The organism is Parabacteroides acidifaciens (assembly GCF_003363715.1).
Classification (GTDB): domain Bacteria; phylum Bacteroidota; class Bacteroidia; order Bacteroidales; family Tannerellaceae; genus Parabacteroides; species Parabacteroides acidifaciens.
In genome coordinates this window covers 1-16,604 of the sequence record NZ_QREV01000056.1, presented here as the reverse complement: position 1 = coordinate 16,604, position 16,604 = coordinate 1, and the positions used below count along the sequence as shown (strand labels likewise).

Here is a 16,604-nt window from a genome sequence, read left to right as displayed (position 1 = left end):
ATCGATGCAAATGTAGATATAAATAATTTATAATCAAAATGTTTACTAAGTGAATAACATTAACACCAACTGTGCCGAAATCACACGGATAAACATCGAGAGAGGATAGACGGTGGCATAAGATACGGAGGGTTCGTCGCCTTCGACGGTCGTATTGGCATAGTTCAATGCCATCGGATTTGCCATGCTGCCGCAGAGCATACCGATATTATGCGCGTAATCTAACTTGAAGAACCGGGAGGCCATGATACCGACGATCAAAACCGGAACGATTGTCAACAGGAAACCCAGTCCGACCCATAACAAACCTTCCGCCCGGAAAACCGTTTCGAAGAAATGTGCGCCTGAATCGATCCCTAATCCGGCCAGGTAAATAATGATTCCCAACTGGCGTAACATCAGGTTGGCGCTCATCGTCGTGTAAGTCGTCAGATGGAGGCGCGGACCGAATGATCCCATCAGGATACCGACAATAATCGGACCGCCGGCAATGCCGAGTTTGACAGGAGTACTCATACCCGGAAGCGTGATCGGCAAAGCTCCTAACAGCATACCCAATGTGATGCCGATAAAGACTGCCAGCAGATTCGGGTTTTTTAACCGTTTGATCTCGTCACCCAATATTTTCCCAACCGTATTTACCGAGTTCGCCTCACCGACAATCGTCAGACGGTCGCCGATCTGCAAACGCAGGTCCGGAGAGGCCAACAGGTCGATACCGGCACGGTTTACGCGTGTGATATTGATCCCATACAGGTTACGGAGGCGGAGGGACCCTAATTTAACCCCGTTTACCCGGTTGCGGGTTACGGCGATACGACGGGATATCAGCTGGCTGTCGATTGCGTTCCAGTCGATATCCGCCTTGTTCCAGTCCACATTCTCCTGTTCACCGAAAAGAACTTTAATATTTTCCACGTCCGATTTGACGGAGATAATCAGCAGATGGTCATGCTCGTGAAGCAATGTATCCGATGTCGGGATGCTTACTTTGCCGTTTCGCCAGATGCGTGAAATGACAAAATGCTTATCCGTCAACTTCATGATGTCTTTGATGCTTTTTTCATAGATGGCAGGGTTGCTTACTTGGAATTCAGCCACATAGGTGGTCGTGTCTCTCTGTTCCTTCTGGTTTTTCTGTTCCTTATTGGCAAACATCGCTTTCAGGATAATGATGGCAAGGATAACGCCGACCACACCGAGCGGATAAGCAACGGCACAGGCCAATGCCATATCGGTCACCCCCTTTGTGTTGCCCGGATCTATCTGCAACAACGCTTGTTGGGCAGCACCCAGTGCAGGCGTATTGGTTACGGCTCCACATAACAATCCCACCATGTTGGAGAGGGAAACGCCGGTCGTCCAGTGCAGCCCTACAGTCATGGCCAGTCCCAGTACGATAACGCCTAATCCCATCATATTCATGGCTACACCTCCTTTTTTCAGGGAGGAGAAGAAACCTGGACCTACCTGTAATCCCAAGGCATAGACAAAGAGGATCAACCCGAAACTTTGTGCGAAATAGAGCATGTCTTTATTGACGACAATGCCTAAATGCCCGGCCAGGATACCTGCAAAGAATACGAATGTTATACCCAGCGAAATGCCGAATATCTTGATCCTGCCTAAATATAACCCGACTGCAGAAACCAGCGAGATCATAATAACAGCCTGAATCATTGTAGGCTCCAAAAAAGCCTCTTGTAACCAATCCATAAAATCCCTTGTTTATTGACGGCACAAAGATAGGACAATAATTCGTGTGGAAAAAATATTTATATTTCAGTGACATCGATGTCGGATGTTGAACCTGGATGAGAAAAGCACTTATTGAGGGATTATATTGCCGTATTTGAGCACTCATTGAGGGATTTTTCTTATATTTGTGGAAAAATGGATAACTATGATAGATGATTCTTTGTATGCATACATGAATGAAATACTAAGTAGAATCCCTCTTGAATTCTACAGGTATAAGTATAATCAGATAGATTGGGACAGCAGGCTCGTCGGAATAACCGGTCCGCGTGGTGTCGGGAAATCAACGATGGTGCTCCAGCACATCAAAAAACATCAAACAGACGGTTCCCATTTATATATATCAGCCGACCATATTTATTTTTCGACTCATACCCTTGTCGGTCTTGCTGATGATTTCGTTAAAGAAGGCGGCACAAACCTGTATATAGATGAAGCTCACAAATATAAGGGTTGGTCGCGGGAATTAAAACAGATTTATGATGTACATCCCGACTTGCGTATTGTATTTACAGGTTCATCTGTACTTGATATACAAAAAGGTGAGGCGGATTTGAGCCGGCGTGCATTGATGTATCACCTGCAAGGCCTTTCTTTCAGAGAGTATCTTGAAATGTTTTATCAGTTTAAAGTACCTGTATATACATTGGAAGAGATCTTGGCGCATCAAGTCGTTGTGCCTGGCCTTTCCCACCCGCTTCCTTTATTCCGTGAGTATCTGGCGAAAGGATATTATCCTTTTTCTGGTGAAGGTGGTTTTGAGTTGAGAATGGGGCAGGTCATATCGCAAACAATAGAATCCGATATCCCACAATATGCAGACATGAAAGCGTCTACAGCAAGAAAGTTGAAACAAATGCTGTCGATTGTATCCGGGCTTGCTCCTTACAAGCCTAATTCGGAGAATTTAGCGGTGGAAATCGGTGTAAGTAAAAATAATGTCCCGGAATATCTGGTTTACTTAGAAAAAGCCGGTATGATAGGACAACTTAGGGATTGCACGGGAGGATTGCGTGGCCTTGGAAAAGTAGAAAAAGTTTATATCGACAATCCCAGTCTGATGACTGTTCTGGCCGGTGGCAAGCCTGATATTGGAAATTTAAGGGAAACATTCTTTTACAACCAGATGCGTGTGGCAAATGATATCTTATCCTCTAAAGAATCTGATTTCGTGATAGGAAAATACACTTTTGAAATAGGTGGTCATAATAAAGGTCGGAAACAGATTGAAAATCTACCTAACGGTATTATAGTGAAAGATGATATAGAGTTTGGACATGGTATTGTTCTCCCTCTATGGCAATTTGGATTTAACTATTAATCGGTCTCCCGGAAAATAGATTTATTGATACGATTGAAGCGAGTGAATAATACAATAACCCTCTTTTTTGCCGTTTTTCTATTTCGTCTGAAATCTTGATCCATTTTGGATTGACTCTTTTCACGGTTTAAGCTCCCCTTCCTGACAATAGGAAAAACGAGGTGCGTAGCCCGTTACGAAAAGCGTGCAATTTGATTACCGAAAGACGGAAACGTCAACAATGTGATAAACCTTAACTCCCGGAGAATCGAATATTTGAAAATAAAACGGACGGCGTCCCAAATATCTCAAGGAAATTCAGGTGCTTTTTTGCCCTAAAGACGGTCCTCTTTTCAATTACGACCGTCCAAATCGCCATTGCGACCGTGCTAATCTTCGCGAGGTGCCGAGTGCACTACACATTAGCACGGTCGTAATGGTAAAGAGGACGGTCGTAATTGTTGAAAACGTTCAAAAAAGGCGAAAAAGTCCCTTTTTGAGGTCAAAAAATCGGATTAACATTTGTTTTGTTTCGGATGTCTTTCGACCCTGAAAAATGCGTTTTATACAATAAGCCCCCCTGGTAGTTGAAAGTTAGAAGGGGTATATTTGATGAGTAAAGATTATTAATAGTGAGTTTGTGAAAGGGGGCCGCGAGGTTCCCCTTTCTTTGTCTATCTTCTGCTGTTGGGGATACCAATAATTATATTTACCTTTGCAAGACCAGGCGATTATAGCTTGGTCATAATTAAAGAAAGGAATGAATCATGCCTGAAATATGCCGTTTTTTTGGTATTATTATAACGATGTTTGTGGACGACCATAATCCGCCACATTTTCATGTTCGTTATGGAGATTATCAAGCGATTATTACAATAGAAAAAGGTATTGTGAAAGGGGAAATTCCTGGAAGCGTATTGAAAAATGTATTTTGCTGGATGGATTTGCATAAAGATGAATTAATGGCTAATTGGATGCGTCTGCAGAATGGAGAAGAAGTTCAAAAAATAAATCCTTTAATGTAAAAAACTATGACAGAAGATATTGATTTAATCAGAGTAACAGGTGTAGATTATGTAAAGGACTATACGCTGGATTTGGAATTTAGTAATGGTAAGGCCAAGAGAATAGATTTCTTGCCTTTGCTTAAAGGTAAGATGTTTGAACCTCTGAAGGATATGAAAAATTTTGTTCAGTTCGGCCTTACTCATTGGACAATAGAATGGTTCAATGGGGCAGACTTTGCGCCTGATTTCCTGTACCGTCAGGGAGTTGATGCGTAATCGATACAAACATGTCACTACAAATCATACATACCGCCGACTGGCACTTAGGGCAAACCTTCTTCGGGTATGACCGGGATGAAGAGCATGAGGCGTTTCTCACTTGGCTGACCGGGATGCTGGCGGAGCGGCAGGCTGACGTGCTGCTGATTGCCGGCGATGTCTTTGATGTTGCCAATCCTTCGGCAGCCGCACAACGTCGTTTTTTCCGCTTCTTGAGGGAGGCGAACCGCCGTAATCCGCATTTGCAGGTTGTCGTCGTGGCGGGAAACCATGATTCGGCGGGACGGTTGGAAGCGCCGATACCGCTGTTGGAAGAACTGAATACGTCGATTGTCGGGATTATCCCCCGGACAGATTTGTGCAAGATCGACTTTGAATCGTTGCTTGTACCCCTGTATAATAAAGAAGGGAAGCGGGAAGCCCTTTGCCTCGCCGTGCCGTATCTCCGGCAGGGAGATTATCCGGCTTCGGATGAGGGAAAAGATACCTATGTGGCAGGTATTACCCGGATGTACCGCCAACTTTATGAATATGCCGATGCGCAGCGGCAGCCCGGAGAGGCACTTGTCGCAATGGGACACCTGCACGCCACGGGAGCCGAACTGTCTGAAGACGACCGGAGCGAGCGCACCATTATGGGCGGTCTGGAATCTGTCAGCACGGATGCATTCGACGAAGGTCTGGCCTATACCGCCCTCGGGCATATCCATAAGGCGCAACGTGTTGGAGGCCGCGAGAATATACGCTATGCCGGCAGCCCGTTGCCCATGTCTTTCTCCGAACAACATTACCGTCATCAGGTGGTTGCCGTCACGCTCGAAAACGGATGCCTGTCGGATTGGGAAGCGGTGCCTGTCCCTTTGCGGACCGGTCTGCATCGGATTCCGGCGGAACCGGCATCCCCGGCGGAAGTGCTTTTGCAACTTGCGGATTTGCCGCCGGCGGACACTCAGGCGGATCGCAGCCTCTGGCCTTATCTGGAAGTACAAGTCTTGCTGACCGAGCCCGATCCGGGTTTCCGGCACCGGGTGGAAGAGGCGTTGGCGGACAAGGCGGTGCGCCTGACATCTATCATCCCTTCTTATCCGAAACGGGAGGATGAAGAAGATTTCCGTCCTTTGTCTTATACGGACCTGCAAAAGATCGATCCGTTGGATATGCTCCGGCACGCGTTCACGAATCGTTTCGGAGGCGATTTGCCGGAAGAGCTGGAACAGATGTTTAACGAGGTAAGACGGGAGGTTTCTTTATGAAGATATTAGCGATACGGGGCCGCAACCTGGCTTCGCTGGAAGGTGATTTTGAAATTGATTTTACAGCCGAGCCATTGCTTTCGGCCGGTATTTTTGCCATCTCCGGTCCGACGGGAGCCGGAAAGTCTACGTTGTTAGACGCCATGTGCCTGGCATTGTTCGCTCGTACGCCCCGTACGGATCAGGCGAAGGAAAACAATGTCAAGTTGCAGGATGTCAGCAATGAACAACTGTCGCAGAGCGATCCCCGTTTCCTGCTGCGGCGAGGCACGGCTTCGGGCTATGCCGAAGTGGATTTTGTCGCTTTGAACGGACACCGCTACCGGGCGCGCTGGTCCGTCTCGCGTGCCCGTGACAAGGAAAACGGACGTTTGCAGAATCCCCGTTTGGCCCTATATAACCTGGATAAGGCGGAGGAGGAGCAAGGGACGCGTTCCGAGCTGCAAGCCCGTATCATCGACCTGATAGGGCTGACCTTCGAGCAGTTTACGCGTTCCGTATTGTTGGCGCAGAACGACTTCTCCACTTTCCTGAAAGCCGAGCAGGGAGAAAAAGCATCCCTGTTGGAGAAGCTGACCGGGACGGAGTTGTATTCCGCCATCTCCCGCCAGATTTTTGAAAAGAATGCCCGCGCAAAAGAAGCCTTCGACGCGATTCAATTGCGCATACAGTCTGTCGAGCTCTTGACGGATGAGGAAGAAAGCGACCTGCACCTCCGCCTTGCAGCTACGGAAAAGGAATTGCAGCGCCAGGAAAAGGCGAAAGCCGAACAACAGGCGCTTCAGGAGGCTGTTCGCGCCGCTGAACAATCGATTGCCGCCCGGCAGGTGCAGCAAAAAGAGGCGGCCGACAGGCTGGCACGTGCAACGGAACTTCTGGCCATTGCCCGCCGCGAGTATGAAAAAGGGGTGGAGGAACAGCAAGCATCGGAAGCCCGGTTCAAATCGCTTCAACAGGAAATCCTGCAAGCGCGTAAGCTGGATATCCAGCTGGACACGGCTCTCCGCGATCGCTCCGATTCGGAACGGCGCTTAAAAGATGCCACCGCCCGGAAGAAAGAGGCGGAAGACAAATACCAAGCTGCCGTCCTCCGCCGGAAACAAGGGGCGGAAGAGATTGCCCGCCTGACCGCTTGGCGGGAACGTTTTAAGGATAAGGAAAGTATTGCCGAACAGCTTTCAGCCTTGTTGCTTCATCTGGATGCGGCTGCTGCCGCCCGTCTGGGTATGGAGACAGCCAGCCGTTCGATTGACTCTATTATAAAGGAGGTGATGGAATTGGGCAAGCAACTCATTGGTATGCAAAAGACAGCCATGGGCAAGCAGCGGGTTTTGCAACAGACAGAGGAAGAATACCGGAAGCAGGAAGAAGGATTGAAGGCTATCGACGTTCCGGCACTGGATAAACAGATCGAGCAATTGCGCCGGGAACGGGAACAACTGCTGATCGAACAGGCCCGCCTGGAGGCTTCCGGGGATATAAAGGAGCTACGGGCTAAATTGCAGGAAGGGCAGCCTTGTCCGGTCTGCGGGAGTACGCATCATCCTTTCGTCGCCTCTCCTGACACACCCCTTACTCCCTCTCGAGAGGGGAAGGAGATAGTTCCCGTCGCCGCCATGACATTGCAACTACAGGCGTTATCCCAAAAGAAGGAGGCTTATACGGTCGGTACCCGCGAACTTGCCCGCCTTCAACAACAACTGCTCCGCCTGCATAAAGAACTGGCGGACAGCGAAGCCGCCTGCAAGGAGATCGTCAGCAAGCAGCAGCTCGTCGCCAGCCGGCATGAGCAGGAACAAGCGACGGTGAAGGAACAGGCCGCCAAGCTGGTCCAATCCCTTTCCGCTGCCGATGTCCTGTTCGGCAACAGCGATTGGAAGAAAGCCTGGCAACAGAATCCGGATGCCTTCCGGAAGACCTTGACCGACTTTGCCCGCCAATGGCATGAGAATACGGATAAACTACGCCTGTTGGAACGGCAGGAAAGCGCGCAGAAGGCGGAATGCGAGTCGCTCGCCTCTTTCCTCCCGTCTCTCGGCAAGCAATATGAAGAAGCTTTGCAGTTGAATGAAAAGAACCGCTCCGTCTTTACTGCCTTACAGGCGGAGCGTGCCAAACTGCTGAATGGCCGTCCGGCGGATGCGGTCGAGCAGGAATATTCCCGGCGGATGGAAGAACTGAAGGAACGCCTGAAGAAACTGCTGGCTACCCAAACCGAACAGTCCGGCATTGCCGAACAGACACGCGGCATAGCCGATCAGATCGCAAAAGACCTTGCCGAAGCCTCGGCCGATCTGGCCCGGCGCCGGGAGGCGTTGGATAAATGGACCGCGGATTATCTCGCCTCGTCGGATGGCAGGCAGCTTGAAGACACCCTGCCCCGCATAACGCAGGAGAAAACAGAGTTGGCTTTCCGGCTGCGGACCCAGACCGATAATAAGGCGAAAGTATCCGGCTTGCAGGAAGAACTGAACGTTCGGCGCATCGAAAGCGAACGCTGGGCGAAGCTGAATGAACTGGCCGGCTCTGCCGACGGTGCCAAGTTCCGCCGTATCGCCCAGGGATATACGCTGGATGTCCTGCTAAGCTATGCCAATGTGCAACTGCGCGAACTGACACGCCGTTACCGCCTGGAACGCGTCCCCGAAACGCTTGCCCTTCAGGTGATAGACCGGGATATGTGCGACGAGGTGCGTACCGTCCACAGCCTTTCGGGGGGTGAATCGTTCCTTGTTTCGCTGGCGCTTGCCCTTGGGCTGTCGTCTCTCTCGTCCAACCGGATGAAGGTGGAAAGCCTCTTCATCGACGAAGGGTTCGGCTCGCTGGATGCCGATACGCTCCGGGTGGCGATGGATGCGTTGGAGAGCTTGCGTACGCAGGGAAGGAAGATCGGCGTCATCTCGCATGTGCAGGAAATGACCGAGCGCATACCCGTACGTATCTGTGTGAACCGTGCCGGCAATGGGCGGAGCTATCTGGAAGTCCTGTAAACTTATACCATATCTTCGCCGGTCCGTACAATTGCGACTTTCAAGGTCTTATGGAACGGGATAAAGCGGGAGATTACTGCCATGATGATAGTAAAGAGCAGGGTGTAGCCGATCAAGGTTTTCAGTCCCAGCAACAATCCTTGTACCTGTAAGGTATTGTAGAGTGTATTGGTGGCCAGCTGCGTGGCATCTTCCAGGGGGCGTCCTTGTGCCAATGCATTTTGTAACGCCTGGTTGTATGGACCGGCGGCAAGCGGGTTGTCCATGCGCATGGTTTCGGATAGGACGGACATCGATTGCAACTGCATCCGGTAGATCATATTGTTGAAGAACGAGGCGGCGAGTGCTGGAGCCAGTGCCGACCGGAAAGTGATCAGGAAAAAGGCGTTGTATATCGTCAGCTTCGGGTCCATATCTTCCACCACGTAGACACCGAAGGCGATAAAGAGGATCAGCATCCCCATTCCGCGGAAGAACATCGGCAGGTATAGCATCTCGTACGTCCCGTCCGGCCGTATGCCGAAATAGAGGATTGCCAGGTAGATGGCAAAGCAGGTCATTCCCCAGGCTATCAGCCGCCTGAAACGCCACCGCTGCCACCTGAACCACCAGAAGCAGATAATGGCTCCGCAGATGAAACCGGGCAGCATCCAGAGGTAGAGCGAATTGGCATGTACGCTGTCCACCCTGAGCACCGAGTTCAGATAACTCGTGAGCAGCGAGCTGGAAGAAGAGAGCACCATCGTAATCACCATGAACAGGTATCCGATCAGCGCTTTGCTGCTGTTCAAAACCGTAAGTCGTATATAAGGAACTTTACGCACCTTCTGCCTGTACACGAACAGCCACAGGAGCACCGGAATGATGCAGGTGTAAGCCACTATCTTGTCTGACGAGAACCAGTCGAGCGTCTTGCCGTAGGTCGCCACATAAATAATCATCAACAGGACGGACGAACCTAACAGCATACTCTTCCAGTCGATCTCCCGGAATGGGAAATTGATCGGCCGGCGGGCATAGCGGAAACAGATGAGAACGAACAGGATTGCCACCAGCAAGAGGATGATCACGAAATAATACATATACTGCCACTGGTAGGAGTAGGCAAGCTGCGCCGTCAATGCCATCGATATCTGGCCGCCGGAGAATACCAGCGGATAGAAGTAGGCGTAGAACTCGCTGCGGACGTTCGATGGACTGAAGAACGGGCGTGTCATGATGATGAACTCCAGCATGACGAAAGCTTTCAGTATGCCGATAAAGAAACTGCAGGCGATGACAATCTCCATCTTCGTCACGTTGGCGCAGATCAGGCTGAGGACAACTTGTAGCATAAGGTCGCTCAGCAGGACGGTTTTTGTGGTGATGACCGGCCGTAGTTTGGGAATGATGGGGTAAGCGATTGCCATACCGGCAGATGTGGCGTAATAGGCCATGCGGATGTCTTCGCTCATCACGCCTAATGTGCCGGACACTTCGATGATATCGCCCGTGTACGCCCCGTTAATCAACATGATAGGAAGCAGTATGACGAAAGCCGTAACAAGCCCCAGCCACCGGGGTACCCAGGGACGGATCGGAACGTTTAATGCTTGCAGTCGGCTCATCTTTTTCCTTTTGTTGTTAGCGTTTCAACAGGGCTTCCGTTTCTACCATCATACCGGCCCGGAGCAGTTGCATGTCCTCGGGCGAAACATCCTGCAGGTCGATCCGGACAGGGATGCGTTGCTGTATCTTGACGAAGTTGCCGGCAGAGTTGTCGGTCGGCACAAGGGAGTATTTGGAGCCGGTCGCTTCGGAGATGGCGGTGACAACGCCGTGGAAGGTGCGTTGCCGCCAGGCGTCTACCTTGATAAGCACTTTCTGGCCGATGTAGATGTTGGGGATTTGTGTCTCCTTATAGTTGGCGGTTATCCATTTATCCTGTCCGCGAACCAGATAGGTGAGGGTCTGCCCAGCTTGGACCAACTGTCCTTTTTCGAGTGTGCGGCGGCCCATGTAGCCGTCGTATGGGGCGGTGACGACGGTATAGCTAAGGTTCAACTCTGCCATTTCCAGTTCCGCTTCTTTGCGGAGGATAGCGGCGTCGGCGCTGCCTGTTTTCTTGTTTGTTTCGGTGTATTGGGACTGTGCGGCCTGCTTCTGGTGCGTCAAGGCTTCGTAGCGTGCCTGCATGGCTTCGTAATCGGCTTTTACTTGTTCGTATTGCTGGCGGGAGACGGATTCTTCCTTCAGGAGGTTGGCGTAGCGGCGGTAATCCTGTTCGAGATGCCAGAGGCGGGCTTTCGTCTCGGCTATATTGGCATCTTGTACGGAGACGTTCACTTCCGAGGTGCGGATACCGGAGCTGAGTGCGTCGCGGGCGGCACGGGCATCCATAAGGGCGGCTTCGGCATCTTTCTTCTTAATGCGGTATTCGCGGTCATCAAGTATGAGAAGCGTATCGCCGGCGTGTACGAACTGGTGTTCGGTGAAGCGGACTTCGTTGATGTAGCCCGGTACGCGGATGTTGACGGGGATCACGTATTGGTCGACCACTGCGTCGTTCGTGATCTCGTAGTTGACATACTTCCAGAAGTAGTGGACTGTCCACGAGATACCTGCCAGGACGAGGAGGGTGCAGACGGTGTTCACGATGATATTCCTGATCTTTATCCGTATCAGCCGTTTTCTTCTTTTATGATGAATAGATGTGCTCATTTTGTTATGGGTTTATAAGTTTCCACATGCGTGCATAAGTTGATAATAGGTATAGACCGCTTCGCTCTGTGCCGTCGTGAGCTGTAGTTCGGCGTTAAGCCGTACGCTGCTGGCATCCAACAGGTCTGTCAGGATGGACAGCTGGTTGAGGTAGCGGTTGTTGACGATCCGGTAGTTCTCTTCGGCTTGGCTGACGGAGAGTGTCAGTGCTTTCACCCGGTCGATGGCTTCCTGGTGGCGGATGTAGGCGGTACGTACATTGACGCGTATCTGTTGCATCATCTGTTCCTCTGCGTTGTGGCGGAGGCTGACGTATTGCCGTGCTTCCTGCATCTTGTGCTTGTTCCGGTAGAGGGACGAGAGGTTGTAGGAGAGGCTGAGGGCCACGTTCCAGTTGTTGGCGAACATATCTTCCATCGTGCTGGTGAGCGGTCGTGACAGCGTATTGCCGGCATGGATGGAAAGCGATGGCAGGTAGTCGGCCCGTGACAGGCGGATGTCGTTTTCTGCCAGGCGCGTATTGTAGCGGGCGATTTGCAGGCCCGGGTAATTCGAGTAGGCTTGTTGGATATAGGCTTCGCAACTGCTAAGGGAGGTACTGGCGGCCAGGAGCGTGGTGTCCGGCCGGATGAGCAGGCTTTCGTCGAGTCCGAGCACGATGTCGAGCTGTTGGGAGACGATGGAGATGTTGTCGTTGGCTTCCCGGAGTGCGAGCTGGTCGTTGGTGAGTTGCAGTTCGCTGCGTATCTCGTCGTTGCGTGTGACGATGCCTTCTTTCCACATACGGCGGATGTCTGCCAGGCGGCGGTCGGATTCCTCGATGTTACGTGCCAGCACTTCCGTCTCTTTGTAAAGGGCGAAGAGGTCCATGTATTGACGGAGGAGGGAGAGCTTGACGTCTGCCTGGTCGCCTGCCGTACTGAGCGATGCGACTTGCCTTTGGAGCGTGGCGCGGCGGATGGTGTTGCGTATCTTACCGCCCTGGTAGAGTGGTTGTGCCACTTCTACATTGTAGTTATGCGACCAGTCGGGCATATCGGGATGCGTCGGCTTCGACAGTCCCTGCCGGAAGATGGTGGATTGGCCGATGTAGCCGGTTGTCGCTCCAACGCTGATATCGGGCAGCTGTAGGGTACGGGCCGTCTTTTCTTCTTCGCCGGCAATCGCTTCCTGCATCCGGCTGGCCTGGAGGCGGAGGCTGTTTTCGGTTCCTAACCTGAACAGTTCGTCGAGGGAAAGAGGATAAGCCTGCTGCTGGGCATTTCCCGCAGCAGGCTTGGTGAATATAAGTAACAATAATAAACTATATCTTGTCCAGTATCTCATCCAGTTTCTTTAAGTTGTTCATAAACGATTCAATCTGGCGGGGTGTCAGGCGTGCGCCGACTTCATCATAGATGTTATGGAGGAGCGGCTTTACGCGGTGTGAAAGTTCTTCCCCTGCTTCGGTCAGGTGGATTTGTTTGTTGCGCCTGTCCGACGGGTCTTCACGCCGTTCCACCCAACCTTTCTTCTCCAGGTTATTGATGAGATTGGTCAGGCAGGCTTTGTCTTTGGCTGTCTGTTCCGCCAGGTATTGCTGGCTGACTCCGGGCTTTTTCCACAGGCGGTGCATCACCTGGAGCATTTCGAATGTCATATCGACGTTATTGGACTTTAGTACTCTCTGTATAGTTTGGCGGAAAGTCATTCGCGTCTTTAAGATTTGGAGTACTAATTCGTGTGCTGCTTCATTCTCTACCATTGCTGTCTTGCTGTTTTGCTTTTCCGGCGCAAAGGTAGAAAATATCTTTGGTATTTTGGTTAAAGGTTTAACTAATTATTTGCTGAGACGCTGTTCCAATTCGTCTAACAGGCTGACGCGTTCCAAGGAGAATGTGTTGTCGTGCGTCTGGATATATTCCAGCAGGAGCTTGGCCCGCTGCAACATATCCTGTTCTTCGCCGGGGTGGAGGTAGCTCTCTTCGATCAGGGTTTTGACGGCGATCTCGAGACGGGGAATGCCACCGCCGTCATCGCTGTTGAGGCGGCGGATCAGTTCTTCGGGCGGAACCGTCATCAGTGTCAGACGGTCCAGCTTCAGGGAGGTGTACACGGTTTGTATCAGTTCCGGAATACGGCGGGCTGCATTCGTGTTGCGGTTCGTAATGATCTGGAGGACGACTTTAGCCAGTTCCTCGATCTGTACCATGATGAAATCTCGTTTAAGCACGTTGGTAAATTAAAAATTAAGAATTAATAATGAAGAAATAATTGTCCATTGTCCATTGTCAATTGCTTACGGTGACTTTGATGATACGGACGTCCTTTTTCGGGCGGTCGTATTCGTCGCGGGGCTGTCCGGCAATGGCATCGAGCACGTCGAAACCTTCAACGAGTTCGCCATATACGGTGTAGTTTCCATCCAGGTGATGGCAACCACCTACGGTCGTGTAGGCTTTCCGTTGCTCTTTGGTGAACAGCAGGTGCCCGGGGGTGGAGCGCACCACCGAATCGACCTGGGCATTGATCTGGCGCAGACGCTTCTGGTATTCGCGCTTGTTGCTGACTTTTTGCATACGCAGTTCGGCGCGGACGGGGTAGAAGTATTTCTCCATCGCTTTCTCCTTGATGTCCTGGTTGGCAATCATTTCCAGCGTATCCAGTTCGCCGTTGGTATAGATCTTTCCCTGTACGATGTAGAATTGGGACATGTCCGATTTCTTTTGCGGATTGATGTCGTCGTTTTGGCGGGGAGCGGCCAGTGCTCCGCGTTTATTGAAACGGTGGGGTCTCATCTCCGGCATGATCTCTGCGTTCCGGTCGCCGAAACCGCAACGGGCACCGGCTGGAGCGTTGCGCGAGTCGGGTGCGCCACCCTGTATCATAAATTCAGGGAGCACACGGGTAAACAGTGTCCCGTCGAACTCGCCCCGTTTGGCCCGGTCTATGAAGGTGCGGACGTGGTTGGGAACGTCGTCATACAACTTTGCTTTCATCGTCCCGGCACTTGTATTAATGGTTACTATCTTCGCCGGTACTTGTTCCGATGCAGATGTCACCGTGTCTGCATCGTTCTGGGCAAAGACCGGCGACAGGCAGGCCAGCAAGCCCAATAGGATATAATAGCTCTTTCTCATCTTTTAAATTATTTGGCGGGTAAAGATACAATTTATGTTGTTAAACACAAAGTAAATATCTACCTTTGCTGTCCTTAAGGCGAATAAAGATAATAACTACACGTATATATTATGAATTGGATTAATGATTTGTTATGGGGCGAGGGCATTGGCCACTCCATACTTCTACTTTCCTTTGTGATTGCTGCGGGCATACAGTTGGGTAAGATCAAGGTCTTCGGCGTCTCTTTAGGAATTACTCTGGTGCTGTTTGTGGGAATCATTTTAGGGCACTTTGGTTTTACTATCAACCACAACGTGATTCACTTTTTCAAAGAGTTCGGACTGATACTCTTCGTCTATTCCGTGGGTATGCAGGTCGGGCCGGGTTTCTTCTCTTCCTTTAAACAAGGGGGGATCACGCTGAATATGCTGGCATGCGGAATCGTATTCCTTGGCGTGGCAACAGCTATCATCCTGCATTATGTGACCGGCGTTCCGATGCCGACGATGGTGGGTATTTTGTCCGGGGCAGTAACGAATACGCCGGGATTGGGTGCCGCCCAGCAGGCCTATTCCGATATGCACGGGGTGGCGGACAATACAATCGCGTTGGGATACGCTGTCGCTTATCCGTTGGGTGTGATCGGGATTATCCTGTCTATCATCCTAATCCGGTATATCTTCCGCGTGAGCTTCGATAAGGAGAACGAGCAACTGAACAGTGAAGATGCCTCCCACACCAATGAGGCTAAACCTATTTCGCTGGTGGTCAAGAATCCGGCTATCTTCAATAAGACTGTTGCCGGACTGTCGAACCTCTTGGAGCACCGCGACTTTGTGATCTCGCGTATCTGGCGCGACAGCGATAAGCAAATCGAGATTGCCTCTGCAAACACTGTCCTGCAGGAGAACGACAAAGTTTTTGTGATCACGACTGAGGCGGATGCGGAAACGATCAAGGCCTTTATCGGCGAGGAGATCGACATGGAGCGTAAGCAGTGGATTCGCATGGAAAGCCAGTTCATCAACCGCCGTATCCTGATCACGAAGCCGGAACTGAATGGCAAGCGCCTGGGACAGTTGAAGCTGCGTAAACTTTACGGTATCAATATCACCCGTATCACCCGTGCCGGTGTCGATTTGGTCGCCAAGCCGGGACTGACCTTGCAAGTGGGCGACCGTGTGAATGTTGTCGGTACGGAAACGGCAATATCCAATGTCGAGAAGGTCTTGGGCAACTCGATGAAACGCTTGAACGAACCGAACCTGATCACGATTTTTGTCGGTATTGCATTAGGTATCATCTTAGGAAGCATTCCTATCACCTTCCCCGGTATTCCGCAGCCGGTTAAGTTAGGTCTGGCGGGTGGTCCGTTGATTGTTGCTATCCTGATCAGCCGTTTCGGCTATCACTATAAACTGATAACCTATACGACACAGAGTGCGAATCTGATGTTGCGCGAGATCGGTATCACGCTGTTCCTTGCCTGTGTGGGGATCAGCGCGGGTGACGGTTTTGTCGATACGATCGTGAACAATGGCGGTTTCGCCTGGATCGGCTACGGCTTCATCATCACGTTTGTTCCGCTGATGATCATTGGCTGTATCGGACGTTACTTCTGCAAGGTGAACTATTTTACATTAATGGGACTTATCGCCGGTAGTACGACCGACCCGCCTGCATTGGCCTATTCGAATGCGACAGCCGGAAACGATGCTCCGTCTGTCGGCTATGCAACTGTCTATCCGTTGACCATGTTCCTTCGGGTACTGACGGCGCAGTTGTTGATATTGTTCTTTGCATAGGCTATAATGTAAATATGTACATATCCTTATTTGTCGGTGTACCGTAGAGATGTATGGCTGTGCATCTCTACGGTACATTGTATAAAGGTGAAGGTCCTGACTCGTCAGGATCGCCTGTAAAATGGTATCGCAGTACTTCATGGGTTTATAGTGCCGTAAAGGAAGGAACAACCCGGAAGATAGAGTGAACGATGCGGGATGTGTGCCCCCTCCGTACCTACCCGCTATTCATGTCACAGCTGTGAAACAAAAGAACCCCAACCGTAACATAGAAGGAAGACAGTTGTGACATGGAAAGAATACAGCCGTAACATGCAATAGAGGCCCGGAGAATGACCTTTCCTGAAATCAGTTTACAGATTAAACAATTATAACTAAACTCAATTTACATAACAAAGATTAAAACCTAA

Annotated in this window: 13 protein-coding genes; 6 read left to right on the top strand and 7 right to left on the bottom strand. The window is 50.7% G+C overall.

The window, feature by feature from the left end; genetic code table 11:
* Window positions 1-45: 45 nt before the first annotated feature.
* Entirely contained in the window at window positions 46-1,716 is a 1,671-nt protein-coding gene (locus DWU89_RS17240; RefSeq protein ID WP_115500875.1) for a putative transporter, read from the bottom strand.
* Window positions 1,717-1,903: 187 nt separating this feature from the next.
* On the opposite strand from DWU89_RS17240, the gene DWU89_RS17235 reads away from it, so the two are divergent.
* The 5 genes from DWU89_RS17235 (at window position 1,904) to DWU89_RS17215 (ending at window position 8,587) form a co-directional block, all read left to right on the top strand.
* Window positions 1,904-3,079: an ATP-binding protein gene (locus DWU89_RS17235; protein WP_244205937.1), complete on the top strand. Its 1,176-nt coding sequence runs from the start codon at window positions 1,904-1,906 to the stop codon at window positions 3,077-3,079.
* 746 nt (window positions 3,080-3,825) lie between these two features.
* Entirely contained in the window at window positions 3,826-4,083 is a 258-nt protein-coding gene (locus DWU89_RS17230) for a DUF4160 domain-containing protein (RefSeq protein ID WP_115500874.1), read from the top strand.
* 6 nt (window positions 4,084-4,089) lie between these two features.
* Window positions 4,090-4,341: a DUF2442 domain-containing protein gene (locus tag DWU89_RS17225; protein WP_115500873.1), complete on the top strand. Its 252-nt coding sequence runs from the start codon at window positions 4,090-4,092 to the stop codon at window positions 4,339-4,341.
* Window positions 4,342-4,352: 11 nt separating this feature from the next.
* Window positions 4,353-5,597, top strand: coding sequence for an exonuclease SbcCD subunit D (locus DWU89_RS17220; protein ID WP_115500872.1), 1,245 nt, complete (start codon window positions 4,353-4,355; stop codon window positions 5,595-5,597).
* Window positions 5,594-8,587 (top strand): SbcC/MukB-like Walker B domain-containing protein, encoded by a 2,994-nt coding sequence (locus DWU89_RS17215; protein ID WP_115500871.1) that lies wholly within the window; start codon window positions 5,594-5,596, stop codon window positions 8,585-8,587. Before DWU89_RS17220 ends, DWU89_RS17215 begins: the two co-directional genes overlap by 4 nt.
* 2 nt (window positions 8,588-8,589) lie before the next feature.
* On the opposite strand, the gene DWU89_RS17210 is transcribed toward DWU89_RS17215, so the two are convergent.
* The 6 genes from DWU89_RS17210 to DWU89_RS17185 all read right to left on the bottom strand — a co-directional run bounded on the left by DWU89_RS17210 (window position 8,590) and on the right by DWU89_RS17185 (window position 14,406).
* A complete protein-coding gene (locus DWU89_RS17210) occupies window positions 8,590-10,194 on the bottom strand; it encodes an MFS transporter (protein WP_115500870.1) in 1,605 nt (534 codons plus the stop codon).
* A 16-nt stretch (window positions 10,195-10,210) separates the two neighbouring features.
* A complete protein-coding gene (locus DWU89_RS17205; RefSeq protein ID WP_115500869.1) occupies window positions 10,211-11,287 on the bottom strand; it encodes an HlyD family secretion protein in 1,077 nt (358 codons plus the stop codon).
* A 12-nt stretch (window positions 11,288-11,299) separates the two neighbouring features.
* Window positions 11,300-12,613, bottom strand: coding sequence for a TolC family protein (locus DWU89_RS17200; RefSeq protein WP_115500868.1), 1,314 nt, complete (start codon window positions 12,611-12,613; stop codon window positions 11,300-11,302).
* Window positions 12,591-13,031, bottom strand: a complete 441-nt coding sequence (locus DWU89_RS17195; protein ID WP_115500867.1) for a MarR family winged helix-turn-helix transcriptional regulator — start codon at window positions 13,029-13,031, stop codon at window positions 12,591-12,593. Before DWU89_RS17195 ends, DWU89_RS17200 begins: the two co-directional genes overlap by 23 nt.
* A gap of 75 nt (window positions 13,032-13,106) precedes the next feature.
* Window positions 13,107-13,499 (bottom strand): hypothetical protein, encoded by a 393-nt coding sequence (locus DWU89_RS17190; RefSeq protein ID WP_115500866.1) that lies wholly within the window; start codon window positions 13,497-13,499, stop codon window positions 13,107-13,109.
* Window positions 13,500-13,557: 58 nt separating this feature from the next.
* Window positions 13,558-14,406, bottom strand: a complete 849-nt coding sequence (locus DWU89_RS17185; RefSeq protein ID WP_115500865.1) for a peptidylprolyl isomerase — start codon at window positions 14,404-14,406, stop codon at window positions 13,558-13,560.
* A gap of 111 nt (window positions 14,407-14,517) precedes the next feature.
* On the opposite strand from DWU89_RS17185, the gene DWU89_RS17180 reads away from it, so the two are divergent.
* Window positions 14,518-16,194, top strand: coding sequence for a putative transporter (locus DWU89_RS17180; RefSeq protein WP_115500864.1), 1,677 nt, complete (start codon window positions 14,518-14,520; stop codon window positions 16,192-16,194).
* Window positions 16,195-16,604 lie beyond the last annotated feature (410 nt).